General features: G+C 50.5%; 27 protein-coding genes and 1 pseudogene. 3 read left to right on the top strand and 25 right to left on the bottom strand.

The features are described from left to right. The coding region (locus OCV31_RS04325; RefSeq protein WP_267303804.1) for an IS3 family transposase at positions 1 to 108 on the top strand (108 nt) is incomplete at its 5' end. Positions 109 to 260: 152 nt separating this feature from the next. On the opposite strand, the gene OCV31_RS04320 is transcribed toward OCV31_RS04325, so the two are convergent. The 3 genes from OCV31_RS04320 to sdaAB all read right to left on the bottom strand — a co-directional run bounded on the left by OCV31_RS04320 (position 261) and on the right by sdaAB (position 2,414). Next, positions 261 to 740: a DUF4342 domain-containing protein gene (locus OCV31_RS04320; protein ID WP_148472961.1), complete on the bottom strand. Its 480-nt coding sequence runs from the start codon at positions 738 to 740 to the stop codon at positions 261 to 263. A gap of 113 nt (positions 741 to 853) precedes the next feature. Next, a complete protein-coding gene (sdaAA, locus tag OCV31_RS04315; protein ID WP_108831544.1) occupies positions 854 to 1,729 on the bottom strand; it encodes an L-serine ammonia-lyase, iron-sulfur-dependent, subunit alpha in 876 nt (291 codons plus the stop codon). Continuing rightward, on the bottom strand, positions 1,722 to 2,414 hold the full coding sequence (sdaAB, locus tag OCV31_RS04310) for an L-serine ammonia-lyase, iron-sulfur-dependent subunit beta (RefSeq protein WP_148472959.1): 693 nt from the start codon (positions 2,412 to 2,414) through the stop codon (positions 1,722 to 1,724). The genes sdaAA and sdaAB overlap by 8 nt, the downstream gene beginning before the upstream one ends. Before the next feature lie 84 nt (positions 2,415 to 2,498). Between sdaAB and OCV31_RS04305 the strand changes: the two genes are divergently transcribed. Beyond that, positions 2,499 to 3,722 carry a dihydroorotase gene (locus OCV31_RS04305; protein WP_148472956.1) on the top strand — a complete coding sequence of 408 codons (1,224 nt, stop codon included), beginning with the start codon at positions 2,499 to 2,501 and terminating at the stop codon, positions 3,720 to 3,722. Between the two features lie 73 nt (positions 3,723 to 3,795). Here OCV31_RS04305 and OCV31_RS04300 read toward each other — a convergent pair whose 3' ends face one another. Next, positions 3,796 to 5,097, bottom strand: a complete 1,302-nt coding sequence (locus OCV31_RS04300; RefSeq protein WP_267303802.1) for an ISL3 family transposase — start codon at positions 5,095 to 5,097, stop codon at positions 3,796 to 3,798. A 50-nt stretch (positions 5,098 to 5,147) separates the two neighbouring features. On the opposite strand from OCV31_RS04300, the pseudogene OCV31_RS04295 reads away from it, so the two are divergent. Further along, a pseudogene (locus OCV31_RS04295) lies at positions 5,148 to 5,615 on the top strand (transposase); the annotation flags it as partial. On the opposite strand, the gene OCV31_RS04290 reads toward OCV31_RS04295, so the two are convergent. The 21 genes from OCV31_RS04290 to OCV31_RS04190 all read right to left on the bottom strand — a co-directional run bounded on the left by OCV31_RS04290 (position 5,600) and on the right by OCV31_RS04190 (position 26,347). Next, entirely contained in the window at positions 5,600 to 6,022 is a 423-nt protein-coding gene (locus OCV31_RS04290) for a transposase family protein (RefSeq protein WP_267303801.1), read from the bottom strand. The pseudogene OCV31_RS04295 and the gene OCV31_RS04290 overlap by 16 nt on opposite strands. A gap of 123 nt (positions 6,023 to 6,145) precedes the next feature. Further along, entirely contained in the window at positions 6,146 to 6,562 is a 417-nt protein-coding gene (locus OCV31_RS04285) for a SoxR reducing system RseC family protein (protein WP_148472947.1), read from the bottom strand. Between the two features lie 4 nt (positions 6,563 to 6,566). Further along, positions 6,567 to 8,345 carry an aspartate--tRNA ligase gene (aspS, locus tag OCV31_RS04280; protein WP_148472945.1) on the bottom strand — a complete coding sequence of 593 codons (1,779 nt, stop codon included), beginning with the start codon at positions 8,343 to 8,345 and terminating at the stop codon, positions 6,567 to 6,569. 8 nt (positions 8,346 to 8,353) lie between these two features. After that, positions 8,354 to 9,886, bottom strand: coding sequence for a Mur ligase family protein (locus OCV31_RS04275; protein ID WP_148472943.1), 1,533 nt, complete (start codon positions 9,884 to 9,886; stop codon positions 8,354 to 8,356). Beyond that, the gene (gene hemZ / locus OCV31_RS04270) at positions 9,883 to 11,262 is read right to left on the bottom strand and encodes a coproporphyrinogen dehydrogenase HemZ (protein ID WP_148472941.1); all 1,380 of its coding nucleotides are present in this window, start codon (positions 11,260 to 11,262) and stop codon (positions 9,883 to 9,885) included. Before hemZ ends, OCV31_RS04275 begins: the two co-directional genes overlap by 4 nt. Continuing rightward, a complete protein-coding gene (locus OCV31_RS04265; RefSeq protein WP_148472939.1) occupies positions 11,259 to 11,879 on the bottom strand; it encodes an MBL fold metallo-hydrolase in 621 nt (206 codons plus the stop codon). The genes hemZ and OCV31_RS04265 overlap by 4 nt, the downstream gene beginning before the upstream one ends. After that, the gene (gene dtd, locus OCV31_RS04260; RefSeq protein ID WP_148472937.1) at positions 11,879 to 12,328 is read right to left on the bottom strand and encodes a D-aminoacyl-tRNA deacylase; all 450 of its coding nucleotides are present in this window, start codon (positions 12,326 to 12,328) and stop codon (positions 11,879 to 11,881) included. The genes OCV31_RS04265 and dtd overlap by 1 nt, the downstream gene beginning before the upstream one ends. Positions 12,329 to 12,337: 9 nt before the next feature. Next, a complete protein-coding gene (locus tag OCV31_RS04255) occupies positions 12,338 to 14,497 on the bottom strand; it encodes a RelA/SpoT family protein (protein ID WP_148472934.1) in 2,160 nt (719 codons plus the stop codon). A gap of 4 nt (positions 14,498 to 14,501) precedes the next feature. Beyond that, positions 14,502 to 16,217, bottom strand: a complete 1,716-nt coding sequence (recJ, locus tag OCV31_RS04250) for a single-stranded-DNA-specific exonuclease RecJ (RefSeq protein WP_148472932.1) — start codon at positions 16,215 to 16,217, stop codon at positions 14,502 to 14,504. Then, complete coding sequence (gene scfB / locus OCV31_RS04245; protein ID WP_148472930.1) at positions 16,214 to 17,572, bottom strand: thioether cross-link-forming SCIFF peptide maturase; 1,359 nt, start codon at positions 17,570 to 17,572, stop codon at positions 16,214 to 16,216. Before scfB ends, recJ begins: the two co-directional genes overlap by 4 nt. 44 nt (positions 17,573 to 17,616) lie before the next feature. After that, complete coding sequence (gene scfA, locus OCV31_RS04240) at positions 17,617 to 17,763, bottom strand: six-cysteine ranthipeptide SCIFF (RefSeq protein ID WP_077075141.1); 147 nt, start codon at positions 17,761 to 17,763, stop codon at positions 17,617 to 17,619. 9 nt (positions 17,764 to 17,772) lie between these two features. Beyond that, positions 17,773 to 18,126 (bottom strand): preprotein translocase subunit YajC, encoded by a 354-nt coding sequence (gene yajC, locus OCV31_RS04235; RefSeq protein ID WP_199909584.1) that lies wholly within the window; start codon positions 18,124 to 18,126, stop codon positions 17,773 to 17,775. A 13-nt stretch (positions 18,127 to 18,139) separates the two neighbouring features. After that, the gene (gene tgt / locus OCV31_RS04230; protein ID WP_148472928.1) at positions 18,140 to 19,258 is read right to left on the bottom strand and encodes a tRNA guanosine(34) transglycosylase Tgt; all 1,119 of its coding nucleotides are present in this window, start codon (positions 19,256 to 19,258) and stop codon (positions 18,140 to 18,142) included. Then, the gene (gene queA / locus OCV31_RS04225) at positions 19,255 to 20,286 is read right to left on the bottom strand and encodes a tRNA preQ1(34) S-adenosylmethionine ribosyltransferase-isomerase QueA (protein WP_148472926.1); all 1,032 of its coding nucleotides are present in this window, start codon (positions 20,284 to 20,286) and stop codon (positions 19,255 to 19,257) included. Before queA ends, tgt begins: the two co-directional genes overlap by 4 nt. A 10-nt stretch (positions 20,287 to 20,296) precedes the next feature. Further along, complete coding sequence (locus OCV31_RS04220) at positions 20,297 to 21,526, bottom strand: SpoIID/LytB domain-containing protein (protein ID WP_148472924.1); 1,230 nt, start codon at positions 21,524 to 21,526, stop codon at positions 20,297 to 20,299. Further along, entirely contained in the window at positions 21,523 to 22,533 is a 1,011-nt protein-coding gene (gene ruvB / locus OCV31_RS04215; protein ID WP_148472922.1) for a Holliday junction branch migration DNA helicase RuvB, read from the bottom strand. Before ruvB ends, OCV31_RS04220 begins: the two co-directional genes overlap by 4 nt. Positions 22,534 to 22,542: 9 nt before the next feature. Continuing rightward, positions 22,543 to 23,133, bottom strand: a complete 591-nt coding sequence (gene ruvA, locus OCV31_RS04210; RefSeq protein ID WP_148472920.1) for a Holliday junction branch migration protein RuvA — start codon at positions 23,131 to 23,133, stop codon at positions 22,543 to 22,545. 7 nt (positions 23,134 to 23,140) lie between these two features. Further along, complete coding sequence (gene ruvC, locus OCV31_RS04205) at positions 23,141 to 23,635, bottom strand: crossover junction endodeoxyribonuclease RuvC (RefSeq protein WP_148472918.1); 495 nt, start codon at positions 23,633 to 23,635, stop codon at positions 23,141 to 23,143. A gap of 38 nt (positions 23,636 to 23,673) precedes the next feature. Further along, entirely contained in the window at positions 23,674 to 24,432 is a 759-nt protein-coding gene (locus OCV31_RS04200; RefSeq protein WP_148472916.1) for a hypothetical protein, read from the bottom strand. A 58-nt stretch (positions 24,433 to 24,490) separates the two neighbouring features. Beyond that, positions 24,491 to 25,489, bottom strand: coding sequence for an aspartate--ammonia ligase (gene asnA / locus OCV31_RS04195; protein WP_148472914.1), 999 nt, complete (start codon positions 25,487 to 25,489; stop codon positions 24,491 to 24,493). A gap of 222 nt (positions 25,490 to 25,711) precedes the next feature. After that, the gene (locus tag OCV31_RS04190; protein ID WP_148472912.1) at positions 25,712 to 26,347 is read right to left on the bottom strand and encodes a zinc dependent phospholipase C family protein; all 636 of its coding nucleotides are present in this window, start codon (positions 26,345 to 26,347) and stop codon (positions 25,712 to 25,714) included. Positions 26,348 to 26,408 lie beyond the last annotated feature (61 nt).

The following is a 26,408-nucleotide window of genomic DNA, read 5'->3' as shown; positions in this document are numbered from 1 at the left end:
GTGCGTTCCATCGAACGTTTCATCCGCTACTACAACAACGATCGAATCAAAGAAAAGTTGGGTGGCTTGAGTCCGAAGCAATACCGTGAACGAATGAAATCTGCATAGAAAGAAGAGTATGTAAAACAAAATCGAGCAAGCGAAATGCTTACTCGATTAAGTCCAACTTTATGGGGTCACTCTAGATGAAGCGGCGAGGGCTTTTTATGGCGAATTTTCGAGTACAAAAAACGCAGCCCCCGAAGGCGCTGCGCCGGTTATTACCGCATGCGGTGTTTTTTGGTGATGTAGTCCTTGACGTTGATGACTTTTCCGTCGTCCAGATAAATGTAGAATTCCCAGCGGCTGATGATGCCGATGCCCACGCCCATAAGGGCCGCAACCGGTGCGATCACCGTCCAGATGGCGCCCAGGTTCATGGAGACGTTTAAGATCACTTCGTCTTTTTCGTCCATGATCACGAGTTTGGTGGCGTTGCCTTTTTCCCAGAAATCTTTCACGGCGTCGATGACTTCTTCGCCGAAATTGGAGATGGTGTCGGAAATGTCTTCCACTCGGGTCTTTTTGTCGTCTTTAAAATTGAAGCTTTCCTTTTGTTCTTCTTCGGCTCTTTCTTCGCCCATGAGCAGGCGAATGGCTTTATCCACGTCGCCGTCGGCGGAAAGCAGAGCCTCCCGCACGTCGCCGTAGCTTGCCCCGGTGACGGAAATCACGTAGTCGATTTTTTCCATGGTAATCATAATAATTGCCTCCTTGGTGTCGGAATTGTTTTCTTGTTCCTATTGTACCCGAAAGGCTTGAGGAAAAAAGGGCGGGGCGGCTTTATTTTACCTTTCTTTACCAAAGGTTAGATTTATTTACCGAAGATTTTCCCGCAGAGGGTTTTTGCCGTGTCCGTGCCAGCCAAACCGCCGATCCCCGTTTCGCGGAGGGAGGCGGGCATGGCGTCGCCCACTTCTTTCATGGCTTTGCAGACTTCGTCGAAGGGAATGATGCTGTACGTTCCGGCCAGAGCCATGTCGGCGCTGACCCGTGCGTTGGAGACGCCGGATGCGTTTCTGAAGGTGCAGGGGTATTGAACCAGGCCGCCCAAGGGGTCGCAGACCAAGCCCAAGATGTTCACGATGGCGATGGAGGCCGCATTTAGGCAGGTTTCCACATCGCCGCCGTAAAGCTGCGCCAAAGCCGCCGCCGCCATGGAAGAGGCCGCACCGCATTCCGCTTGGCAGCCCCCTTCACTTCCGGCGAAGGTGCCGTAGCCGGCGATAAATTGGCCGATGCCGATGGATGTTAAAAGGGCTTCCACCAATTCGTCGTCGGAGGCGTCGATGTCTTCCGCCGCCGTCACCAAAGCCGCCGGCACGATGCCGCAACTGCCCGCCGTGGGCGCCGCCACGATCACATCCATCTTTGCATTGGATTCAAAGGTGGAGAAGGCCCGCGCCATGGCGCGCAAAGTCTTTTCGTCGGTGACGAATTTCTTGCCGCTCTTAGAATACTCCCAGGTCTTTTTCCCGAAGTCCTTAATTAAATCGTGGTTTAAATTCGTGCCCGATTCCAAGGTGCGGGAAGTGGATTCCTTCATAATGCCCAGCATGTGGTGCAGTTCCTTTAAGATGGCGGCCTTCTTTTCCTCGTCGCCTCTGGACTCTTCTTCCAGCACGTAATCCGAAATCTTCCAGTCTTTTTCTCGGCATAATTCGATCAATGCCTTTGCCGTTTTAATCATGGTGTCTCCCTTGCATGGGTTTAATAATGTCCACGTATTTCGCAAATTCAAAGCGGGGATCCTTGAGGATCGGCTCCAAAATGGCGGGATCCACCGAGTGGGTGATCTCCGTGACCAAGGTCACCGTTTCGTCGATTTTGTTGGTGACCATGGTTTCGATATTGTAGTCGTTGTCCGTTAATATAGAAGAAACCAGGGCGATGACCCCTTTTTGTTCCTGATATTGTAAAATAAGGGTAGGGTATTGATTCTTAAACGCCACTTCGATGTCGTTAATGGCGACGATGAGCATATTTCCACCGCCGATGGAGGATCCCGTGACGGACAAATGGCCGCCATTGTCGTAGAAGAAAATAATCTCTACGGAGTTCGGGTGGCGATCCCCTAAATCCGTTTCCACAAATTCGTAGGCCAAGCCCTTTTCCTCGGCGATTTTAAAGCTGTCTCTCAGCTGTTCGTCGTCGGGCATAATGCCCAAGATGCCGCCGACCAGGGCCATGTCCGTGCCGTGCCCGCGATAGGTCGAGGCAAAGGAGCCGTGGAGATTGAAGCGCACCTTGTGAAAGGGGCTGTCTCCGCTAATGGCCAATGCGGCGTTTCCGATCTTGCAGGCTCCCGCCGTGTGGGAGCTGGAAGGCCCCACCATAATGGGACCGACCACGTCAAATGCCTTGTATCTTTTCATAATCCACCTCTATTCATTACTGTATTCATACCCCGTTTGCAATTGTATTCTATCACAGAATTGTTTCCGTCGTTAGGAGGAGCCATGGCTACACTTACCGTAAAAAATGTTCGCATCATCGATCCCGTGTCCCGGCGATACGAAACCGCCACCCTCACCGTCCCCGTGGAAGGCGCGGATAAAACCGTCGACGGCGAGGGCCTGATGGCCTTTCCCGCCTTTGTGGACGTGCACGTCCATTTAAGGGACCCGGGCTTTACAGAAAAAGAAACCTTGGACACCGGCGCCGCGGCGGCCCTACACGGCGGCTACGGCCACATTCTCGCCATGGCCAACACGAAACCCGTTATGACGGGAGGAGCCATCGCAGATTTCTACGCCCGGGCAAAGGCGCTGCCCCTTCACGCCTACACTGTGAGCGCCCTGACGAAGGACCTCAAGGGCGAAGTGCTCGTGGACATGGAAGAGGCGGCGCGCCTCGGGGCCGTGGGCTTTTCCGACGACGGCTTTCCCGTGGATAATATGGACCTGTTAAAAGAAGGCCTCCTTCGGGCCAAAGCCTTGGATCTGCCCGTGAGCCTTCACGAAGAAGATCCCGCCTATGTGAAAAATCCGGGGGTGGACAGCCGCTTTGCCCCCGCCTTCGGCCTTAAAGGCGCCGAGGCCATGGCGGAATACAGCCTCTCGGCCCGGGACCTTTCCCTGGCCCATTACCTGGGGGCGAAACTTGACATTCAGCACATTTCCTGCGCCCTCACCGCCCGCCTCGTGGCCGCCTTCGCCGAGTCCGGGGCCAAGGTGCTCGGCGAGATCACGCCCCACCACCTGACCATGACCGGGGAGGACGTGAAGACTTACGGCACCTTGGCGAAAATGAATCCGCCTCTGCGCACCGCCATGGACGCATCGGATCTTGCGAAATTTATCGGCCACGAAAACTTCTGCATCGCCACGGACCACGCGCCTCACACAGCGGAGGAAAAAAACAGGCCCCTGAAAAACGCCCCCTCGGGCATCACGGGTCTCGAGACCGCCTTCGTGCTCCTCTACACGGAGTTGGTGCTTAAGGAGAAATGCACATTGGAAGACCTTATCGCCGCCATGACGAAAATCCCGGCGGACTTTTACAAGCTGCCCCACAAAGGCGTCGCCGGCGGCGAATTCGTGCTCTTCGATCCCGAAGGCGAAACCGCGGTAGACGAGGCCTTCTTCCGCGGCAAAAGCCACAATTCTCCCCTGATCGGAAAGACGTTTAAGGGAAAAATAAAAGGCATTTGCGTCAAAGGCAAATACCATGCATTTGAATAAAAAAGGTTCTATGTCAACCATTGGGGAGTCTAGTGAAAACTAGGCTCCTTTTTGTTTTCCCAAATGCCATTCATCACCGATCTTTCGAACAGACAAAAAGCAGTTTTGTTCGGAAATGATGAAAGTTTTGCATCCCAAAGGCCACGCGCTTCACCGTCTTGATCTTGTTGTGCGTTCCTTCCACGTAGCCGTTACTCCACGGGTAATCAAAGCTGTTGGTAATCTCATCGAACCAGTTTTTGTAGGCGCGCAAGCAGTAGCGCCACTCCTTTAGCCCGCCTTTCTTTGCCTCTTCCATCCACTTTGAAAGAGCCACACTCGCTGTTTCTTTGTCTTTCTGAGAAAGGACGTAGGTGTAAAAGCCTTCTTTTAGGACGTAGGCGGTTCGAATGGCATCACTCTTTTCAAGCATGGTGGCGACAAGGCTTTTCTCTGCTTCGGTCAGGTCTTTCGCCGGCTTTTTTAGGAGGCTGCGGCTTCGTTTAAACCATTTTCTTTCCGTCGCCGTCATCCGTTTCTGTTCCCGCTTCCGCACATTTTCCAAGGCCCAATGGACTTGGCGGATGAAATGGTAGCGGTCAATGACATGGGTACTCTGTGGAAAGAAGGTTTCTCTCACGCCTTTAAAGGTGCCGCACATATCGCTGACAAAGATCTCGACGCCGCGTCGTTCCGCTCGATCAATGGAAGAGAAATAAGCGGCTAAATCCTTGCCGTAGCGCGTCGGAAGGATATCGATGATTCGATGGGCCTCCCCATCGGCCAAGGTGGTTTGGTACTTGCTTCCGCCGCTATCGCCCTTAAACTCGTCGATGCAAAAGACGCGAGGCAGCCGTTGACGGGGCACAAACAGACAAGCCACGATACGGAAAATACTCGTCGTTGAAATGCCCACTTCCCGCGCCAACTCCGACACAGAACGAATATCCCGAAAAGCATCCACCACATAAGCAATTAAACGCTTTGTCATCTGCTTGCCCTTGGCGACAAAGGAAAGAGGTGCCTCAAAGCGCGCCCCGCAATCCTTGCAATCATACCGTGTCTTCTTAACCCGCAGAAGCACGTGCTTGCGCCGCATCGGTGCGTCCCGAAGGACTTGCTCCCGGTGATCGTGGACCCAGGCGTGGGTCGAGCCACAGTGAGGACAAACCCGATCATGAACGGGTTTGCAGTCAATGGTAATGAGCCGTCTTTCTTCTAAAACAGCGGTAACCTCGACGTCTTGGATTCCTAAAAGTAATGTGGTAATATTGTTTTGCACTTGTTTGACCCCCTTTATTATGTTGTGGTGATTTAATTTTAGGCGATAGGGAAAACAAGTGCTATCTTTTTGCACCTTGAATTTACAATCTAAGTGCAACAAAAAATGATCCACCGTTTTCTGGTAAAATTGTGTCGACGAAAACCAATCAACCAGGAGGAACGATGAATCATTATTCTCATTTTACACTAAAAGAGCGTGAGTTGCTAAAGCATTATATGGATATCGGCTTAAATCAATCTGAGATAGCCATCAAATTAGGACGCAACAAGTCGTCAATTTGCCGTGAGTTAAAGAGAAACTCTTTACAAGGTAGTTATTTACCTTGTGATGCACAGGCACTTTACACCACTAGAAGAAAAGCATGTCGTCCCCAAAAGAAGTTAGACGATGCCGTCCTTTTCCAAAAGGTAAAGTCTCTATTCTTAGAGCATCAGTGGTCTCCGGAACAGATCGCTGCCCGATTAAAATACGAAGAGAGTGTTTATAGCATTAGCTTCACTACAATCTATCGAGCCATTTATTCCGGCCTTTTTGACGAGCCGAATCTCTCTAGGGGCAATAGAGGATGTATTAGAAAATTAAGACATCGCGGAAAAACAAGGCATACCAAGTCCTATGAAGAAAAACGCNCCACATAAGCAATTAAACGCTTTGTCATCTGCTTGCCCTTGGCGGCAAAGGAAAGAGGTGCCTCAAAGCGCGCCCCGCAATCCTTGCAATCATACCGTGTCTTCTTAACCCGCAGAAGCACGTGCTTTCGGCGCATCGGTGCGTCCCGAAGCACTTGCTTCCGGTGATCGTGGACCCAAGCGTGGGTCGAGCCACAGTGAGGACAAACCCGATCATGAACGGGTTTGCAGTCAATGGTAATGAGCCGTCTTTCTTCTAAAACAGCGGTAACCTCGACGTCTTGGATTCCTAAAAGTAATGTGGTAATATTGTTTTGCACTTGTTTGACCCCCTTTATTATTTTGTGGTGATTTAATTTTAGGCGATAGGGAAAACAAGTGCTATCTTTTTGCACAAAAATATCCATTGAGGAGCTTACTCCCCAATGGATATTATAGAGCCAAAAATACATAAAAAAGAGACAAACCCCGAGTTTTGTTCGGAGTTTGTCTGCAGTCTGAATCCATGCCTCGCAGCATGGATTTTTTGTTTAAAGAATTCGAACCATTTTCGGCCGGGCTTCATTGGCGTGTTTCTTGTCGACGGTTCGCAGGATAAAGTAGCTAACGACGAGAGACAGGGCGCCGAAAATAAAGATATAGAGATCTCTTCTCTCCATGGGATCGGGGAGAATAAATTGCCCCAGGCCGATGGCCAGTAAAAAGGCGATCAAGGGAATGCCGTAGAGTTTGTAAATGGAGTGGAGCACGAAATTGTCGTTGACGAACAATTCCACGCTGTCCCCTTCTTCGGCATTTAATTCGTTGGGAACGGAAATAAATTCCGATTTCGATTCACAGGCCGTGCTCTCGCAGACCGCACAGGCGGAGCCGCAAGCGCCCTTTCTGCTTACTTCCATATAGGCGAATCCGTCTTTTACGGATAAAATGTGTCCGATTTGGATCATAAGATCACTCCTCTATAACGCGAATGTGAACTTCCTCTAATTGTTTTTCCGGTAAGGATACCGGTGCTCCGGTGAGCAAATCGCTGGCGGATTGGGTCTTCGGGAAGGCGATGACGTGGCGCATGTTCTTTTCACCGGTTAAAAGCATGATTAAGCGGTCGAGTCCGTAGGCCAAGCCTCCGTGCGGCGGCGCGCCGTAGCGGAAGGCCTCGATGAGGAAGCCGAACTTTTCTTCAGCTTCTTCCGCGGTGAATCCCAAAGCCTTGAACATGCGGGATTGAATCTCGCTGTCGTGGATACGAATGGATCCGCCGCCCATTTCATCGCCATTAATGACGATGTCGTAGGCTTTTGCGCGACAAGCGCCGGGATCGGATTCCAGTTTATCCAAATCTTCGTCCATGGGCGATGTGAAGGGATGGTGCATGGCCACGTAGCGGCCTTCTTCCTCGTCGTATTCGAACAAGGGGAATTCCACGATCCACAAAGGCGCGATGACATCTTCGGGGATCATGCCCATTTCATCGGCAATGTGGTTTCTCAAATTACCCAGGGCGGCGTAGACCGTGGCATTTTTGTCGGCCACGAAAAGCACCAAATCGCCGGCTTTGGCTTCAAGTTTTTCCAGGATTTTATCCATGGTTTCATCGCCGATGAATTTTAAAATCGGCGATTGAATTTCGTCTTCTTTCACCTTGGCCCATGCCAGACCCTTGGCTTTGAAGTCTTTCACAAAGGCCTCAAGCTTGTCGATCTTCTTGCGGGAATAGAAATCGGCGCCGCCTTCTACGACGATGGCGCGGACGCTGCCGCCACTTTCCACGGCAGAGGTAAATACCTTGAAGCCGCAGTCCTTTACTAAATCGGAGACGTCTTTTAATTCCATGCCGAAGCGCACGTCGGGCTTATCCACACCGTAGCGATCCATGGCCTCTTGATAGGTCATGCGATCGAAGGGAACGGCCAAGTCTTTGCCCAGAACTTCTTTAAAAAGCATCTTTAAATACCGTTCGTTGACTTCGATGACATCTTCCGCTTCCACAAAGCTCAGTTCCATGTCGATTTGCGTAAATTCCGGTTGACGGTTGAAGCGCAAATCTTCGTCCCTGAAGCAGCGGGCGATTTGAATATAGCGATCAAAGCCTGCCACCATGAGCAATTGCTTCATAAGTTGCGGCGATTGAGGCAGGGCATAAAATTCCCCGTCGTGAATGCGGCTGGGCACCAAGTAGTCCCGCGCCCCTTCCGGCGTGGGCTTATTTAACATAGGCGTTTCAACTTCCACGAAGCCTTCGCTGTCGAAGAAGTCCCGCGTTAATTTATATACCCGAGAACGGGTGCGTAAAATCGACTGACTGCGGGGCTTTCTCAAGTCCAGGGTACGGTATTTTAAGCGCAAGTCGTCGGAAACATCGTCGTCGTCTTTGACGTAAATCGGCGGGACATCGGATTCGGATAAGATCTTTAATTCCGAAGCCAACACTTCGATCTTGCCGGTGGGAATATGTTCATTCACGGAGCTCCTCATGCGAACGGCGCCTACGACGGCGACGCAAAATTCCGAGCGAAGCTTCGTCGCCTTTTCGAAAATGGCTTCGTCCGTGTCCCCGTCGAATACCACTTGGACAATCCCCGTGTAATCGCGAAGATCAGCAAAGACAATGGACCCGAGATTTCTGGATTTTTGCACCCAGCCCATAAGGGTTACGGATTCACCGATCTGTTCTTCTCTTAAATTTCCACAAAAATGACTGCGTTTTAATCCGCCTAATGCTTCTCCCATGATGCCTCCTAGCAAATTCTGTTTTCTATTTTCTTCATCCAATAGGATTTCTCGTCGCCTGTTGATTCTTCGGCCAGAGCCTCCCACACGTATTTGGCGCCGTGATCCATACCTTGGCAACCGGCCAGTAAAAAGACGTCCTCTTCTCCGACCTTACTCCATACCGCATCGATGGCGCTTTTTAAATCGTCCACCACGGGCACGTCGTAACCGGCATCGGCCATGACTTCCTTAAAAGCGGCCAATTCCGCATCCGTTACCGCGTCCTTTTTCGTAACCACTTCCTCGCTCCTGGTAGCTACAAAGGTCTTAAGGGGAAGCTTGTGCATCCACTTAACCATTTCCAAGGCATTGTCGCGATTTAACTCAGTCCCTCTTCCGCCTCGCACGGCGTAGAGAAGGTGGAGGTTCTTGTATTCCATGTGACACAAGGTTTCCAGGGTGACGGCGATGTTTTTTTCATTGGCAAAGTGATCGTCCAGGATCATATACTCTTTATTATAGATCAATTCGAAGCGTCTTTCGACCCCGGAAAAATTTTGCATGGCTTTTTGAATCACCGCGCCATCCACGCCTTCCAACAAACCGTAAGTAATGGCGATCATGGCGTTTAATACGGAGTGGTAACCGGCGACTTCCAATTGAATGGGAAGTACCATGGGCTCCAAAGACCAACGCTCGCTGTGATGGGCCCTACGCACGACATAATTAAATTTCGCAAAGCCCGTGGACAAATCAATGGCCTCGATGCCAATGGATGCGTCTTTTTCGATGCCCGCCGTAAACACGTCGCCATTCGTCTTTTCAATCAGCCCTTCGATAAGGGGCGCGTCGACATTCAGGATGACCGCCGTCTTCTCGTCGGCGTGACGAATCAAGCGGCTCTTGTAGTGAAAGTAGTTTTCAAAGGTGCCGTGTTGCTCCAAGTGCTCCACGGAAATATTGTTGAAGCTTACAATATCGTAGTCGATGCCCCTGCTTCTGTATAGTTCCTGGGCGGAAGAGGACACTTCCATGACCACCACTTCCACGCCAACGTCCGCCATGTCGCGCAAATGCTTTTGCAGATGAATGCTCTCCGGCGTCGTTAAAATGGATGGAATGGACACGTCTTTGTACTGCACTTCCACCGTGCCGACGACGCCGACCTCATAGCCCGCCTCCTTGAATATGTCGCGAATCATATAGGCCGTGGAGGTCTTGCCGTTTGTGGCCGTGACGCCGAACACCTTCATTTCCTTCGACGGATGATCGTAAAACGTGCATGCCAAATCGGCCAGGGCGATTCGCGGATTTTTTACCAAAATCTGCGGTATCTCGTCGTCGGTGAAGTGATCGACCACGGCCAAGGCGGCGCCCTTTTCTTTGGCTTTTTGAATGTAATCGTGGCCGTCGGCCAAAACTCCCTTCATGGCGACGAAAATATCTCCTTCGCCGATTTCTCTCGAGTCGTTGGAAATGTGTTCGACGAGGTGATCCTCGTCGATGACGCCTTTTTTATCAATGATTTCTATGGCGTCTAAGAGTTTTTTTAATATCATAGTACGTCTCCCAAATACTTCGCCTTCTTCTTAAGCACCTCGCTGAAGCGGTCCGTGTAGTCCCGCATGTTTCTGAAATTTGAAAATTTTCGAATGGTATTTCCCCGGGAGTCCACCAGTTTCGTCGTGGCGGACATGCCCACGCCGACGACGGTATGAATTTCTTCCATCATGACCATGTTGTAGATAGATTCCGTGCCATCTTTTGCGTAGCCGATATTGGCACCGTTGCCTAAAATCCGCTTCTGCCGATACAGGTAGTAGGGATGGTAGCCCTTTTCTTTCAAAAAACCCATGGCGTAGCTTTCCATGGAGCGCGTGTTTTTTACAAAAACGCTGTTGTTTTCAAAAAGCTTCGAACCGTTTTTCAAAGACAGCATGTGGACGGTAATATTCTCCGGCTCCAGGGCGCAGAGCTTATTTAAGGTATAGTCCACATCGTCTACGGTTTCGTCGCCGAGACCTAAGATCATGTCCATATTCACCTGAAGATCGGTCTTTTTCCGCACCAATTCGTAGGCCGTTAAAATATCTTCGGCGCTGTGCGGCCGTTTTACCGCCTTCAGCGTGCGATCCACCATGGTCTGGGGATTAATGCTGATCCTCGTCACGGGATAATCGCGAATCATGTCCACCAATTCCGTCGTAATGGTTTTGGGCCTGCCGGCTTCCAGGGTAAATTCCTTCGGCGTCAAATGGCGAAGCTCCTGAAAAATTTTCTCAAGATCCGCCACGGGAATGGACGTGGGGGTACCGCCGCCGATGTAGATGGTCTCCGGTGAAGTGCCCATTTTATTAAGAACGAAGGACAGCTCCTTTAAGAGATAATCCATGTAAATTCGCACGGCCTCTTTGTTGTCGCTGCCGATGGTGGGGTAGCTGCAGTATTCGCAGCGCGTCGGACAAAAGGGAATGTGAATATACAACGAATAGCCACGGCCCCAATTTTCGCCGATCAGGGCGCTTTCTCGCTTCGCAATGCGCATCAGTAAAGACGCCACGTCGGGATCGATGAGGTAATCCTTCGTCAAAAGCTTCATCACACCGGCGTCGCCTAATTCTCGTCGATGCTTTTGCAAAAATTTAATGGGCCGGGTCCCTGTTAAGCTTCCCCAAAGAGAGGGCTCTTTGTTCGGATGATCCACTTCCGATGCGATCCAGGCGCTGATCTTTCGCTTCAACTCATATTCGTCGGTGCCGCCAAAGGTGTTCTCGTATTGATCGTCGTCGATTATTAAGGTTACGTGTTTATTTTCAGCTGTCGTGTCGATAATTAAAAACAGCTCGCCGGATGTCTCGTAAGCAGGAAAATAGATTCGAAGCAGCTCGTAAAATGTGTGCAACTCCGAATCTGTGCCGTTAACTATTCGAATCATAAAATCTGCCGCATAAAGGGATTCATGCGTTTTTCCGTGCCGATGGTCGTGGCAAATCCGTGTCCGGAAAGCACCTTTAAATCCTCATCCAATTTCGATAGCTTGACGAGGGATTCCATAATGGCCGCCACGTCGCCGCCGGGAAAATCCGTGCGGCCGATGGAACCTTGGAACAGGGTGTCGCCGGTGAAAAGCGTATCGCCGTATAGGTAACAGACGCCCCCCGGCGTATGACCCGGCGTAAAGAGAACCTTCACATCGCCTGCTTTGAAAGAAATAATATCCCCGTCTTGTAAGAGAACATCGGGATTTTTGTTCGGGAGCTCGCCGCCGAGCATGGCGACAAACTGAGGCGATTGGCTGAGGAAGTTTTCCAATTCATCTTTGTGCATATAAACCTTCACGCCCAAGGCGTCGCGCACTTTATTTAATGCGGAAATGTGATCTCCGTGGCCGTGGGTGAGTAAAATCCCTTCGATCGCTAAACCTAAATTTTTAACGTAGGCGAGGATCTTTTCAGCTTCCGCGCCGGGATCGATGATAAATCCGTTTTTGTCGTCATCGTAGACGATGTAACAATTCGTCGTACCGCCGACTAAGAGCGTATCAATTGCCATTAAAAACTCCTTTCGCTGTCGATTAAAATGGTTACCGGCCCGTCCGCCACCATATCGATGGCCATGTCCGCACCGAAGACGCCGCGAGCGACTTTATGGCCCTTGGATTCGATGTAGGCGATCAGATCTTCGTACATGGGCTCCGAAATTTCGCCTTTCGCCGCCCGAATGTAGCTGGGCCGATTGCCTTTTTTCGCGTCACCGTAAAGGGTAAACTGGCTGACCACCATGATTTCGTTCTGGCTGTCGCCTACATTGACATTCATCACGCCGTTTTCGTCATTGAAGACGCGCAGCCCCACGATTTTGTTGCCGATGTATTCCATGTCTTTTTTCGTATCGGAATCCGTGATGCCGACCAAGACCATAAGGCCTCCGCCGATGGAGGAGACTTCTTCCCCGCCGACGGATAGGGTTGCTCGTTTTACCCGTTGAATAACTGCTCGCATACTTCCTCCTTAACCGCTTACCCGATAAGCTTCATAGACATTTTCCACACGCTCCAATTTTTTCAACAATCGTTCCAATTCGTCGATGTGGTGAATGCGAACCACCGTGCGAATAATCAAATTGTGGTCCTTGTCCTCTCTGGCGGAGAGGTTTTGAATGTCCAGTCGGGCGTCGTGAATTCGATTGGCGATGTCGGCCAAGACATTGTTCTTGCTTGCGGCTCGCACTTCAATTTCCGCACTGTACATTTCCTTTTCGTCGATTTCCCAACGCACGGGAATAAGGCGATCTTCGTTCATATTGTTTTTCAGATTAATGCAGTCGGAACGGTGAATGCTCACGCCGCGACCCATGGTAATAAAGCCCACGATCTCATCCCCCGGAACCGGCGTACAACATTTGGCGATGCGCACCTTCACATTGTCGATGCCCTTCACCACGATGCCGCCGGCATTTCGGTGGTTCTTCGACTCTTCCTGTACGGCGATGTCTTCCACGGTCATATTTTCCGCCATGGCTTTGCGCTTTTCTTCCTTGGCGTATTCTTCAAGCTTCGCCGTCACTTGGCGCACACTCATGCTGCCGTAGCCGACTTGTGAATAGAGGTCGTTTAAATTGTCGAACTTCAGCCGTTGGCGCACGTCCTCCATCCAATCGTCGCGAACAAATTCCGACGGCCGGTAGCCCAGGCGCTTCGCCTCCTGCTCGATCATGGCCCGGCCCTTTTCGATGTTTTTGTCCCGGTCCTTGACCTTGAAGTACTGTTTTATTTTCGTGCGAGCCTGGGGACTGGCGACGATGGAAAGCCAATCCAAAGAAGGCTCGGAATTTTTATTGGTGATGACTTCGACGATTTCGCCGTTTTTTAATTTGTGGCTCAAGGAAACGATGCGGCCGTTGATTTTCGCACCGACACAAGTATTTCCCACTGCCGTATGCACCCGATAGGCGAAGTCGATGGGCGTGGAATTGTCGGGCAGATTAATGACGTCGCCGTTCGGCGTAAAAACGAAGACCTCGTCGGCAAAAAAGTCGACCTTCAGCGTTTCCATAAACTCGTTCGGGTCTTTTAAATCCTTTTGCCATTCCAGCAGCTGTCTGAGCCAGGTTAAGTTTTCGTCGAAGGAGGTGGATTTCTTCGCCCCTTCTTTGTACTTCCAGTGAGCGGCGATCCCGTATTCCGCCGTCTTGTGCATTTCCCAGGTACGAATTTGCACCTCGAAGGTTTCGCCATTGTCGTCGATAACCGTCGTGTGCAAAGATTGGTACTTATTCTGCTTCGGCATGGAAATGTAGTCTTTGAAGCGGCCGGGAATGGGCTTGTACATGGTGTGTACCACGCCCAAAGCCCCGTAGCAATCCTTCACGTCGTCGACGAGAATGCGGATGGCCTGCAGGTCGTAGATCTCTTCGAAGGTCTTTCCCTTCTTCATCATCTTTTTATAGATGCTGTAAAAGTTTTTCGGTCGACCGTTAATGTCTGCGGCGATGCCCATGCGCTTCAACTGCTTGGAAATGTCGTCGATCAAGGATTGAATCAATGCTTCCCGCTCGCTCCTACGGCGGTTCACCATATCCACTAAATTGTAGTAATTTTCGGGATCCAGGTAGCGCAGAGACAAATCTTCCAATTCGCTTTTTACGCGACTCATCCCCAAACGATCCGCCAGGGGCGCGTAGATTTCGATGGTCTCCAGCGCCTTGTCGTGCTTTTTCTCCGGCGTCATGTATTCCAAGGTGCGCATATTGTGCAGGCGGTCGGCGAATTTTACGATGACCACGCGAATATCTTTCGCCATGGCCAAAACCATCTTGCGAATATTTTCCGCCTGCTTTTCCTGTTTGGTCTGGTAGGAAAGCATTTTTAATTTCGTCACGCCTTCGACCAAAATGGCGACTTCTTCGCCGAAACGCTCTTTTACATCGTCGTAGGTGACGTCCGTATCCTCGATCGTATCGTGCAAAAGGCCCGCGATGATCGTGGAAACGTCCATGTTCATTTCAGCTAAAATGAGCGCAACATTGAAGGGGTGGACGATATAATCCTCCCCTGAATTGCGCTTTTGGCCTTCGTGATGTTTTTCGGCATAGTCGTAAGCTTCGCGAACTTTATCTACATCGGCCTCCGGGTTGTAAGACAAGATTTTTTCAATCAATTGTTCAATCATAGTATCACCGTTTAGATCGTCTTAAGTCTTCGATTTGAAATTGAAGCGTATTTCTGTTATTAAATGTGTCGATGGTGGGCACATAGGCCATGTCGATGCATAGGCTGCCGTCCGGTGCCTTCGCCTCATTGGCAAAGGCCAGAAATTCATCCGCCGGCATAAAGAGAATGCCGTCGTAGCGCGCCTGATTGTAGAATAGCTCCAATTTAATTACATTTCTATTCTTACCTAAAATTCGGTACTGTGAAACATAGACCCCGGTTGCGCCGAAAAGCGGTTTGGGATTTCCGTTTCCGAAGGGCTTCAGGCGATTCAGTCGCTCCACAGTTTCAGCACTCACCTTGTCGAGCTGCATAATCGTATCCAGTCGCACACGAGGGATCAAATCTCTGGGATCCAAATCGCTTTTTTCGATGGCATCGAGCTTAAAGGCGATAAACTGATCTTTTCTCAAGCTTAAGCCGCAGGCCATGGCGTGGCCGCCGAAGGAGGAAAGGTATTTTTCGCTCTTTCGGATCTGCTCCACCATATTATAAGCGTCGATGCTTCTGCCTGATCCCTTCAGACCGTCTTTGCCCGAGGTAAGTACGATGCAGGGGCGATGATATTTGCCCTTAATGCGCCCGGCGATAATGCCGGCGATGGACTCGTCGATGGTTTCATCTTTTAAAATGTAAATGGGCTGCACCCTTTCCTTGGGACTGGCCAATTGTTTTTCCAAACGGGCCAGGCCTTCGGTGGTTAAATCTTGGCGCTTTCTGTTCAATTCCCGCAAATAGGCGGCGGTCTTTTTTGCGAAATCCTCGTCTTCCGTTAAAAACAGTTCCACCCCGTCGGCGGCCGTATCCAACCGGCCCGCCGCATTAATGGTGGGACCTAAAATAAAACCTAGATGGTAGGCGTCGATGTCGCCTTTTATACCGGCTGCATCTCTCAGAGCATTTAAGCCGATGTTTTGCGAACGATTCAATTGTTCCAAACCGCAAGTGACCAGATCTCTGTTTTCGCCAATAAGCTCCATGACATCGCACACCGTCGCTAAGGCGGCAAAACCGATCAGGTCTTTATCCATGGTCTCGATATTTCCCGAAATCGTATAGAGATAGTTAATAAAATAATATGCCAAGGCGCCGCCGCACAAGCCTTTGAAGGGATAGCTGCAGGCTTCTTGATGGGGATTGATAATGGCGTCGGCATCGGGCAGGACTTCCTCGCCTTCTCGTCGCACCAATTGATGGTGGTCGATGACGATGACTTTCAGGCCAAGGGCTTTCGCCTTTTGGATGGCTTCAAACTGCGCAATACCATTGTCGCAGGTAATGATCGCCTCCACGCCGTCACGAGCGGCTTCTTCGGCCATATAGGGCTTCATTCCGTAGCCGTCTTCCCGTCGATGGGGCAAGCGATAGTCCACATCGTAGCCGAGTCCACGCAGGCCTTTCATGAGAATGGTCGTGCTCATGACGCCGTCGCAGTCGTAATCGCCGATGATGCGGATTTTTCCCTTGACGCTCTGAACGAGATTGCCCGCCTTTACCATATCTTTTAATGCGATGGGCGAATGGATGTGATCCATCGAAGGGTGCAGATAGTTTTGAATCTTTTCTTTCGTGTCCACGCCGCGATTCACCAGAATGCGAAACTCCCATTCCTGCAGGCCCAATGCGCGAAAGTCGATGGATTCTTTCGGTTGTTCGTTTTTAATAGACCAGTACTTCATTCTTCACTCTGCTCATTGGCATAGACACTGAGGGCGCATTCCAGGCGCTTGCGCTCCATTTGGCAACCGATGTCGAAGGGCTCGTAAATGTCGCCGTTGTTGTGGTAGGCGTTGGCGTGGCAACCGCCACTGCAAAAATACTTGGCCCAGCAATCGGTGCAGGCCCCTTTATGAAAGACGTCGGCTTTGTGGAAGTGGTCTTGCAGATCTTTGTTCACGATGCCATCGTCCACATTTCCCAGGAGGAAATCTTCCTCGCCGACAAATTGATGACAGGGATAAATATCCCCCGTCGGCGTCACGGCCACGTATTCGCTTCCCGCGCCGCAGCCGATGCTTTTTTTGTAAGCGCAGGGGCCGCCGGAGAGATCGATCATGTAGTGGAAAAAGAGAAAATCGGGATCCTCTTTGCGAATGCGCAAATAGTCTTCGCTGAGCTTTTCGTACTCTTTCAGGATTTGATCCAGATGCTCTTCGCGAATGGCGTATTCCTCATTGGGATCGGTGACCACCGGCTCCATGGAGGTCTTCTCAAAGCCCAAATCGTGGAACAAGATAACGTCTTTCGAAAAGTCTAAATTGTGATTGGTAAAGGTGCCGCGAATGTAGTAATCCTTGTCTCCTCGGGAGGCGATTAATTTTTGAAAATTCGGAACGATGGTGTCGTAGCTGCCTTTTTTGTTGACCGTGGGACGCATGGCGTCGTTGATTTCCTTGCGGCCGTCAATAGACAGGACCACATTGGCCATTTCGCGGTTCAAATACTCGATATTTTCATCGTTCAGCAAAAGGCCGTTGGTCGTCATAGTGAAGCGGAAATTCTTTCCGTAGGCTTTCTCCCGTTCTCTGCCGTAGCTAACCAGCTCTTTTACCACATCGAAATTCATCATGGGTTCGCCGCCGAAAAAGTCGACTTCTAAATTACGGCGGTTTCCGGAGTTTTCCAAAAGAAAATCCAAGGCTTTTTTCCCGGTCTCGAGATCCATGACCATGCGCTCGCCGTGGAAATCCCCCTGAGAGGCGAAACAGTAGGCGCAGCGCAAATTACAGTCGTGGGAGACGTGAAGGCACATGGCTTTAATGTGGCAGTCCGGATTAAAGCCGCTTAAATCCACCGGCGTGTCCTCACAGTAGAGCAGGCCCTCTTCAATAAGGTAATCCAGCTCATCGTAGCCCTGTGCCACCTCACGAGGATCGTAGCGACCTGTGTATTTTTCCACCATGGCCTCTTTCGACAAATCCAACATGTCTGCGGCCATGTCGAAAATCATGGGATCAACTACGTGCACCGCCCCCGATGCCACATCAAGTAATATATGCTTGCCATTTCCTTGAAAACGATGAATTTTACGCACAAATTTCCCCTTCTAAAAGAAAAAGGTGTGGGAATCCCACAACCTTATCTGTCCTTATTTTCGCACTTTTGATTGCCGACGGTACAAGAGGTCTTGCAGGCCGATTGGCAAGAGGTTTGACATTCGCCGCAACCGGCTTTTTCTAAACCTTTACGCAGTGAACGTTTCGTCAGTGTTTTTATGTATTTCATAAAATGCTCCTATTCTTCCTCTTCGTCTTCTTCTTTTTCAGCTTTCCGTCCCGACGGTTTCAAGACATTCTTGACCGCCCATTTCATAATTTCCAAGCGCGTCTTCATGCCCGTGGATTCGATGACGATCACATCGGCCTTCACCTGCACGATCTTTCCGACGATGCCGCCATAGGTATAGATAACGTCGCCGACGGCCAGATTCTCCATCATTTCTGCCGCTTCTTTTTCCTTCTTTTTATTCGGGCGAATAATACCGAAGTAAAAGATGGCGATCATTAAAACGACAGAGATGAGTGTAGGGACCATTGAATTTCCCCCACCGATCGCTCCCAGCGGGAAAAGACCATCTCCAAATTCCATACATACCTCCTATCTATTTCTTATTATTATAACCATATTTTCCGTAAAAGTCATCTTTATATTGAAGGAAGTTGTCTTCTTCTATGGACTTTCTTATATTGTCCATGAGATTTAAGAGAAAATACAAATTGTGGTAACTGGCCAGGTGCATGCCGAGAATTTCATTAGCTTTAAACAAGTGGCGAATATAGGCTCTGGAGTAATTTCGGCAGACGTAGCAGTCGCATTCCTCGTCCAGTGGCCGGAAATCGTGAGCGTATTGGGCGTTTTTTATGACGAGCTTTCCGTGGCTTGTCATGCAAGTGCCTTTTCTCGCGTTACGCGTGGGAAGGACGCAGTCCGCCATGTCGATGCCCCTTTCCACGGCCTCAAAGAGAAAATCCGGCGTCCCGACGCCCATGAGGTAGCGGGGCTTGTCTTTCGGCATAAAGTCCGTGGTGTAGTCCAGAACGTCGCACATGGTTTCGATGGGCTCGCCTACGGAGAGGCCGCCCACGGCGTAGCCGGGAAAATCCATGGCCACCAGTTGCTCGGCGCTTTGTCTCCGAAGGTCCTTGAACATGCCCCCTTGGATAATGCCGAAGAGGTTTTGCCCCGGCTTGTCGTCGTGGTAGATCTTACAGCGCTCGGCCCAGCGACTGGTGCGCTCGGCGGAATGCATAATATAATCTCTTGATGCGGGATAGGGCGCGCATTCGTCGAAGGCCATAATAATGTCCGAGCCCAAGATGTGCTGGATCTCGATGGATTTTTCCGGTGAAAGGAATTGCTTCGATCCGTCGATATGGCTGCGGAAAGTGACGCCCTCTTCTGTGATTTTCCGTCGGTGAGACAAACTGAAGACTTGAAAGCCGCCGCTGTCCGTTAAGATCGGGCCGTCCCAATGCATAAATTTATGCAGGCCCCCGGCCTCTTGAATGATCTCCGTGCCCGGGCGCAGGAACAAATGGTAGGTGTTTGACAATATAATCTGCGCACGAATGGCCCTGAGATCTTCCGGCGTCATGGTCTTGACCGTGGCCTGGGTGCCCACGGGCATGAAGATCGGCGTTTGGATTGTTCCGTGATCGGTTTCGATGACGCCTCGCCGCGCCTTCGTATTCGAAGATTCATGGGTTAATGTAAATTTCATGATTCTCTCTTTTCTATAAACATGGCGTCGCCGAAACTGAAAAAGCGGTAGCCTTCTTTCACGGCGTGGCCATAGGCTTTCAGTATGGCGTCTTTTCCGTAAAAAGCGGAAACCAGCATAATCAAGGTGGATTCCGGCAAGTGGAAATTCGTCACGATGGCGTCGACGATTTTAAATTCGTAGCCGGGATAGATAAAAATCGACGTGTTGTCGGAATCGGCGCAGATCTTGCCGTTTTTTTGCATGCAGCTTTCCAAGGTGCGAATGGAGGTGGTGCCCACGGCGATGACTCTGCCGCCGTTTTTCTTGGCGCGATTGATGGCCTCGGCCGCCTTCTCGTCGATTTTATAGTACTCGCTGTGCATTTCGTGGGATTCCACCTCGTCGACTTTAACCGGGCGGAAGGTTCCGAGGCCCACGTGGAGGGTAATCTCCGCGATTTCCGTGCCCTGCGCGCGAATGGCATCCAAAAGCTCTTGTGTAAAATGCAGGCCCGCCGTGGGCGCCGCAGCGGAGCCTTCGTATTTGGCGTAGACCGTCTGGTAGCGATCCTTGTCCTTTAATTTTTCATGAATGTAGGGCGGCAGAGGCATTTCGCCGAGGCGTTCCAAAATCTCGATAAACACGCCTTCGTAGGAAAAGCGAATGTGGCGCAAGCCGTCTTCCGTCACCGCTTCCACTTTTCCCGTAAGGCCCTCGCCGAATTCGATGGTGCCGCCGACTTTCATCTTTTTGCCCGGGCGCGCCATGCACTGCCAAAGATCCTTTTCGATTTCTTTTACGAGAAGCACTTCAATGTGCTCCTCTTTTTCCGGACGATGGCCGTAAATCCGCGCGGGAAGAACCTTCGTGTTATTAATCACCAGCACATCTTCGGGGCGAATGAATCGAAGAATGTCTTTAAAGGTTAAATCTTCCACCTCGCCATTTGCCATGGCGTGCAAAAGTCTGGATTCGTCGCGCTTATCCGCCGGGTGTTGGGCGATTAACTCTTCGGGAAGATCGTAGTAAAACTCGCTTGTTTTCATGCTGTCCTTTCTATCGTAATTCCGTACCGGGATAGTAGAAGCTCAAAATCGCTTTGTAATCCTTGCCGGCCTTGGCCATTTCAATGGCGCCGTATTGGCTGAGGCCCACGCCGTGGCCGTAGCCCGTGCCCTTTAATGTAATCGAGCCTCGAATGGGCATGACATCGTTGTAGGTTGCCGTTTGTGCACTTGCACTCTCTAAGCCATTGGCGCGGATCACCGAATCGGCGCTACCTGCGCGAATGCCAGTGGCGGAAATAACTCGATCCTTTGTATAGGGTCTGATTCCCGTCGAGGTGATCACCGTCAGCGGTCTTTCCGCTGCGCGGGCCTTCGATTCCGTGCCGAAGTTTGCGCTCTTTACCTTAATGGGTCCCATTTTCATGCGGAATTGATTGCCAGTAACGACTTCTCTTCCCGAAGTTCCGACGACGGCCATGAACTTAATCCGCCCGGTAGAGGAGCGCTCCGAGACTTCCAAAGACGTGGGCTGTCCCACAGCGGGAAAAGCCCTGCAAATGTCGGCGGATGAGAGCGTCGCCTCCCAAGTGGCGTGGCGCGTATTCAGTGAGTAAGGGTCTTTCAGGGCCTTCAAGTAGGGAGAGGGATTGCCGCCCCATACGTCTTCGATGGCTTCCGTTTCGCCGCCGCTAGTGGCGTGGAAAATCGTATTGGCCACTTCGCCTTTGTAGTAAAGAATTTGGCCCTTCGTCTCCGCCACGGCCCGATCGGTCATTGGCGACTCGACGCTCATGCCGGCATAAGCTTGTGATGCGCTTGAATCGTCTAAATTATAGCCGTACTTGGCAAATTTATTCCAGTTGGCATATGCAAAGCTTCTGGAGACAACGGCCTGCACCTTCAAGGCTTCGATGGGCGTGGTGGTGCCGATTTCTTTCGGCAGGACGCCGCGAATGTAATCGTCCACATCGACGATGTTCACCGATTTCAACTGATCGCCCGATTTCACAAAGCGCACACTTCCCCGGTAAGGCTTCCCGCCGATTGAAATATAGCCGGCGGTAGAAGAAAATACATCGGCATCCGACACATTGGACGCCGTGGCGGTAAAGCTGCTTCCCACGGGGCTGCCGTTTTTCATTAAGCTGCCATCGGTGGAAAGGGTAATGGAAGAGGAAGTGGGGCCTACTTTGACGTGAATGGGCTCCGATTGCGCAAACACCGGCGCGCCCATTACGAGTACGGCGACAAAGGCCAGCAAGCTAAGTATTTTTTTCATGACTCATCCTTTCTGTAAGGAATGCCTAAATGATCGTAGGCCCGTTTCGTGGCCATGCGGCCCCGAGGCGTTCGTTGAATGAAATTTATTTGCAGCAAATAGGGCTCGTACACATCTTCGATGGTAATGCGTTCCTCGCCGATGGTGGCAGCTATGGTATCGATCCCCACGGGACGCCCCTCGTAGTCTAAAATCATGGTCCTCAAGATTTTTCGGTCCAAATCGTCCAAGCCATAGGCGTCGACATCCAAGAGGCGGAGGCCTTCTTTCGCCACATCCTCGTCGATCAATCCGTTTCGCTTCACTTCCGCAAAGTCGCGAATCCGCTTCAAAAGGCGATTGGCGATGCGCGGCGTGCCTCGGCTCCTTTTAGCGATTTCCATGGCGCCGGACGTGCTCAGGGGAATATTTAAAATCTCCGCCGAGCGCAGCAAAATCGTCTTTAAGCTATCCGCGTCGTAAAGCTCGAGATTTAAGAGCACACCGAAGCGGTCCCTTAAAGGCGAGGCCAATTGACCGGAGCGAGTGGTGGCGCCGATCAATGTAAAGTGATTGAGGTCTAGGCGCAAAGACCTCGCCGAAGGGCCCTTGCCCACGATAATGTCCAAGGCAAAGTCTTCCATGGCCGGGTAGAGAATTTCCTCCACGGTGCGGGGAATGCGGTGGATTTCGTCGATAAAGAGCACGTCGTTTTCATCCAGATTGGTCAAAATGCTGGCCAAATCCCCCGGTCGTTCGATGGCCGGCCCGGAGGTCACGCGCATATTCACGTGCATTTCATTGGCGATAATATTGGCCAGGGTGGTCTTACCGAGCCCCGGCGGGCCGCTCAATAGGGCGTGATCCAGGGATTCGTCGCGGCGCCTGGCCGCTTCGATGAAAATTTCCAGTTTTTCCTTCGCCTTGTCCTGGCCGATGTATTCCGAAAGAAATTTCGGACGAAGGGCCGTTTCCAGGCGTTCTTCCTGAGGCAACACGGTTTTTGAAACTAATCGTTCCTCTTCCATAGGCCCTCCTTACCCCTTCATGGCGAGACGCTTCAACGCCGCCTTTAACAAAACTTCCACATCGTCGCTGTCAATCCCTTGAATCGCCGCCTTCGCTTCATTGGTGGCGTAGCCGAGCCCTTCAAGAGCGTCCATGGCCTCTTGCACTGCACCCTGCGCGGGAGCGGGCGCAAATTCCCCGTGAGGTACCTGTGCGCTCAGCCCCTTTACCTTATCTTTCAGCTCCAAGAGCAAGCGCTCCGCCGTCTTCTTTCCGATACCCGGCGCTTCCGTTAATGATTTCGCGTCGCCGTTTTGGATAAAATAAATCACATCGCCGGCGGAAAATCGCCCGAAAATACCCATGGCCACTTTCGGGCCAACGCCGGTGACGCCGATTAACAGAAGAAACAACTCCCTGTCCTTCTCATCCAAAAAGCCGAAGAGGGAAAATCCGTCATCTTTCACTTGCAGATACGTGTAAATCGTCGCGCGATCCCCTTCGTCGACTCTACCGAGATCGGATCCGGGGAGATAGACCAAAAGGCCGAATCCTCCCGTTTCAACGACGACGCCGTCTAATTTTTTTTCTAAAATTATGCCGCCTATGCGATCGATCATATGCCACCTACTTCAATTCAAAATGTGCTTTGCTCTTCGCCGAATGGATATGGGTAATGGCGATGGCCAGCCCGTCGGCGGCATCGTCGGGCTTGGGAATGTCTTTTAAATGCAAAAACATCTTCACCATTTCCTGCACCTGATGCTTCTCCGCCCTGCCGTAGCCCACCACGGCCTGTTTAATCTGCAGGGGCGTGTATTCGTAAATCGGCAGGCCCATTTCCATGCAAGTCAATATTTCCACGCCCCGGGCCTGAGCCACGGAAATAGCCGTGGTAATGTTCTTATTGAAAAACAGCTCCTCCATGGCTACCTCGTCGGGGCGGGTATCTTCGATGATTTTTTTCAGTTCCACGTGAAGCTGATACAGGCGTTTCGGATAATCCGTCTTGCTTGCCGTTTCAATGGTGCCGTACTCCACGGCACGAAGGCGATTGCCCTCCACGTCGATAATACCATAGCCCATGGTGGCGAGGCCCGGATCGATTCCCAAAACTCTCATAAAACTCCTTAAAAAAAGGGCCCCTCAGAGCCCTTCGATTACGGACGATATCTTCTTAAAACCGAATCGTTAATGCCACACCAGTAGGCCGACAAATAGATTCTGAGTCCGTCTCGGTATAAAAAATTCTTTAATTTGCGATTTAAACCGACCAGCTCTTCCCGGGTCAATACGTAGTCCGACTCGCGATACAACTTTTTCGGGCTTTGAAAATCCATTTGCAATTGCCGGTCCACATAGTGGTTTAGGGTCAATACTTTGCGCTTTAATACCGCTTTCGAAAACCGGCGGGCCTGTTCCTGAATGGGGGCACCGCCTCCGATGGAGTACATGTGCCGATTAATGGCCTCTTTGCGGAAGCGCCGCACATCCTCATATTCCACATCGTAGTGGAACAGCACCTTTCGCTCAAAGAGATGGCACAGGTCGATGTGCCTGAGGGCGATGACCTCCAGTTCGTTGGCCTCCGATGCCGCGCTGTAACCGCATTTGTAGCCGGCCAAATACATGACGAGCTCAAAGCGATTGATGTCGTCGTAAATCGCGTCGGTTAAGCTGTTTGCAAAGAGGGCGCGATTTTCTTTGCGTCGCAGAAAGGACAAAATGTCCTTCTTGAGATTTTTCATCGAGACGTAGGAAGGAAAGATATTGTGGATCTTTTCTTCCAGATCATACAAATTTAAAAGGAGCTGCATGGCCGAGCTGTCCGCTCCATACAAAAACTTCTGTGTGAGCTTCGCTTTCATGTCGACGAAATTTAACGTCTTGTCATTCAATTGCGCGTTTTGTACGGACATGCCTTTCCTCCTTATTGTGCTTTATTTTATCATAAAGCACGAGAGAATTCACGGCCTTTTAAAGCACATCTTCTCCTCGAAGTTTCGATTCCAGGAGAAAATCCTCAGGCCATACGGACGCTTGCACCTCGGCGATGGACTTCTTTTCCAAAAAGAACATGCAGATTCGCGATTGGCCGATGCCGCCGCCCACGGTATAGGGTAACTCCCCGGCCAAAAGATCCTTGTGGTACTTCATCTTCAGGCGATCCGTTTCGCCGGCCACTTCCAATTGGCGCATCAAGCTTTCTTCGTCCACGCGAATGCCCATGGAAGAAAGCTCGATCACCGAATCCGTCGTGGGATTGTAGAATAAAATGTCCCCGTTTAAATCCCAATCGTCGTAGTCCGGGCTGCGGCCGTCGTGGGGCGCGCCGCCTGCAAGTTCTTTTCCGATGCCTTGTAAAAACACCGCTTTTTTCTCGCGACAAATGGCGTACTCCCGATCCTTCGGGCTCAGATCCGGATACTTGTCCTCCAATTCCTGTGCCGTCATAAAGTAAATGGATGAGGGCAATTTTCTCGAGAGAATATTGGGGTAGACGCTGTTAATGTAAGTCTCCGTGCGGAGAAAAACCGAATAGATTTCCGAAACGATAAAATGCAAATAGGCATCGGTGCGATCTTCCTTGCGAATCACTTTTTCCCAATCCCATTGGTCCACGTAAATGGAATGAATGGCGTCCAGCTCTTCGTCGGGGCGAATGGCGTTCATGTCCGTGTAAAGACCTTCGTAATAGTCAAATCCATAGGCCTTCAGGGCGTTGCGCTTCCATTTCGCCAAGGACTGCACAATTTCCACATCAATGTCGTACTTACGCAGCTTGAATGACACGGCCTTTTCCACGCCGCTTAAATTATCGTTTAAGCCCGTTTCCGGACGCACAAATAAAGGCGCCGAGACGCGGGTTAAATTTAATGTATTCGCCAAATCTCTCTCAAAATAATCTTTTAAACTTTTAATGGCGATTTGTGTTTCTTTGATTGTAAATTTTGTCGCTTCAGAATTGTTTCTCATCTTTTCTCCTTCAATACAAAAAGCGAATTCTTCATCAAACGGACGAAAAATTCGCTATGCCACCTGTTCGAGTACTTCATACTCTATTACAAAATAACGGGTAAAACCGTCTGCCCTTTTGAGAGCAGAACCTCCGAGATGTTTTCCGCAGGGACCTATAAGCATCTTTCACCGACATGCCTCGCTGAATATAAGCCGTCCTGCTTCCCTTCTCTTCAAAGGTTATGCCATTTGAACTTGTCCGACCTTTTGATAACTTAAGGCCGCTTCGCAAACTACATTTGATATAAACACATTCACGATATAGGCGAAATTCGCATCGTTTCTAAATGTGATGGTTTCTTTTTTATAAAGCTCGATCAAGGCCGCGATCTGTTCTTTTACATAGACGCGAAGATCGCCTTTGTCGCCTTGGAAGCTGCCCATTTCCATATTGGAAATGCAATCCCGATCAACGCCGTGTTTTCTTACGTGGCGGTTTAGGTCTTTTTCGTAAAGCATGTGGGATTTCATATCTTTCATGGAGGTGCAGCGAATGCGGCGAGCGTGGGGATGGGTCATGTAATCGCACAAATAGTGGCTGATGACGCCGATCTTGTAGCTGACGGGAAGGTTTAACAAATCCTTCCAGGCCGTATCGTTGAGGAGCTCCGACATATAGGGAACCAGAGCTACGATTTTTTCGACGACGTAATCGATGCTTTCATCATAATAATGGGGAATAAATTTATACTTGGGATACACATCCGGTGCAATGGATCCGCGCAACATTTTCGATTCATCTAAAATAATGCCGTAATCCTCTATGATGCGATTTCGCACCTCACCGGCGATAATACGATGTGTTTCAGGTACCATGAACACTCCTTTGTCTTTATTCCATCTTCCTCTGCCATTATATCAAAATTTCCGAAATATG

This window comes from Aedoeadaptatus acetigenes (assembly GCF_025566985.1).
Lineage (GTDB): Bacteria > Bacillota > Clostridia > Tissierellales > Peptoniphilaceae > Aedoeadaptatus > Aedoeadaptatus acetigenes.
This window is presented reverse-complemented; position numbering and strand designations above follow the sequence as displayed.

Excerpts from the sequence above, each read along its gene's own strand:
- sdaAA (WP_108831544.1), bottom strand. The coding sequence starts at position 1,729 with ATGATTAAAACGGCAAAGGCATTGATCGAATTATGCCGAGAAAAAGAC.
- asnA (WP_148472914.1), bottom strand. The coding sequence starts at position 25,489 with ATGAGAAACAATTCTGAAGCGACAAAATTTACAATCAAAGAAACACAA.
- OCV31_RS04220 (WP_148472924.1), bottom strand. The coding sequence starts at position 21,526 with ATGAAAAAAATACTTAGCTTGCTGGCCTTTGTCGCCGTACTCGTAATG.
- yajC (WP_199909584.1), bottom strand. The coding sequence starts at position 18,126 with ATGGAATTTGGAGATGGTCTTTTCCCGCTGGGAGCGATCGGTGGGGGA.
- OCV31_RS04255 (WP_148472934.1), bottom strand. The coding sequence starts at position 14,497 with ATGATTGAACAATTGATTGAAAAAATCTTGTCTTACAACCCGGAGGCC.
- queA (WP_148472926.1), bottom strand. The coding sequence starts at position 20,286 with ATGAAAACAAGCGAGTTTTACTACGATCTTCCCGAAGAGTTAATCGCC.
- OCV31_RS04320 (WP_148472961.1), bottom strand. The coding sequence starts at position 740 with ATGATTACCATGGAAAAAATCGACTACGTGATTTCCGTCACCGGGGCA.
- tgt (WP_148472928.1), bottom strand. The coding sequence starts at position 19,258 with ATGAAATTTACATTAACCCATGAATCTTCGAATACGAAGGCGCGGCGA.
- ruvB (WP_148472922.1), bottom strand. The coding sequence starts at position 22,533 with ATGGAAGAGGAACGATTAGTTTCAAAAACCGTGTTGCCTCAGGAAGAA.
- sdaAB (WP_148472959.1), bottom strand. The coding sequence starts at position 2,414 with ATGAAAAGATACAAGGCATTTGACGTGGTCGGTCCCATTATGGTGGGG.
- scfA (WP_077075141.1), bottom strand. The coding sequence starts at position 17,763 with ATGAAATACATAAAAACACTGACGAAACGTTCACTGCGTAAAGGTTTA.
- OCV31_RS04275 (WP_148472943.1), bottom strand. The coding sequence starts at position 9,886 with ATGATATTAAAAAAACTCTTAGACGCCATAGAAATCATTGATAAAAAA.
- OCV31_RS04265 (WP_148472939.1), bottom strand. The coding sequence starts at position 11,879 with ATGGCAATTGATACGCTCTTAGTCGGCGGTACGACGAATTGTTACATC.
- recJ (WP_148472932.1), bottom strand. The coding sequence starts at position 16,217 with ATGAAGTACTGGTCTATTAAAAACGAACAACCGAAAGAATCCATCGAC.
- ruvC (WP_148472918.1), bottom strand. The coding sequence starts at position 23,635 with ATGAGAGTTTTGGGAATCGATCCGGGCCTCGCCACCATGGGCTATGGT.
- hemZ (WP_148472941.1), bottom strand. The coding sequence starts at position 11,262 with ATGATTCGAATAGTTAACGGCACAGATTCGGAGTTGCACACATTTTAC.
- dtd (WP_148472937.1), bottom strand. The coding sequence starts at position 12,328 with ATGCGAGCAGTTATTCAACGGGTAAAACGAGCAACCCTATCCGTCGGC.
- OCV31_RS04200 (WP_148472916.1), bottom strand. The coding sequence starts at position 24,432 with ATGTCCGTACAAAACGCGCAATTGAATGACAAGACGTTAAATTTCGTC.
- OCV31_RS04285 (WP_148472947.1), bottom strand. The coding sequence starts at position 6,562 with ATGATCCAAATCGGACACATTTTATCCGTAAAAGACGGATTCGCCTAT.
- ruvA (WP_148472920.1), bottom strand. The coding sequence starts at position 23,133 with ATGATCGATCGCATAGGCGGCATAATTTTAGAAAAAAAATTAGACGGC.
- OCV31_RS04305 (WP_148472956.1), top strand. The coding sequence starts at position 2,499 with ATGGCTACACTTACCGTAAAAAATGTTCGCATCATCGATCCCGTGTCC.
- OCV31_RS04190 (WP_148472912.1), bottom strand. The coding sequence starts at position 26,347 with ATGGTACCTGAAACACATCGTATTATCGCCGGTGAGGTGCGAAATCGC.
- aspS (WP_148472945.1), bottom strand. The coding sequence starts at position 8,345 with ATGGGAGAAGCATTAGGCGGATTAAAACGCAGTCATTTTTGTGGAAAT.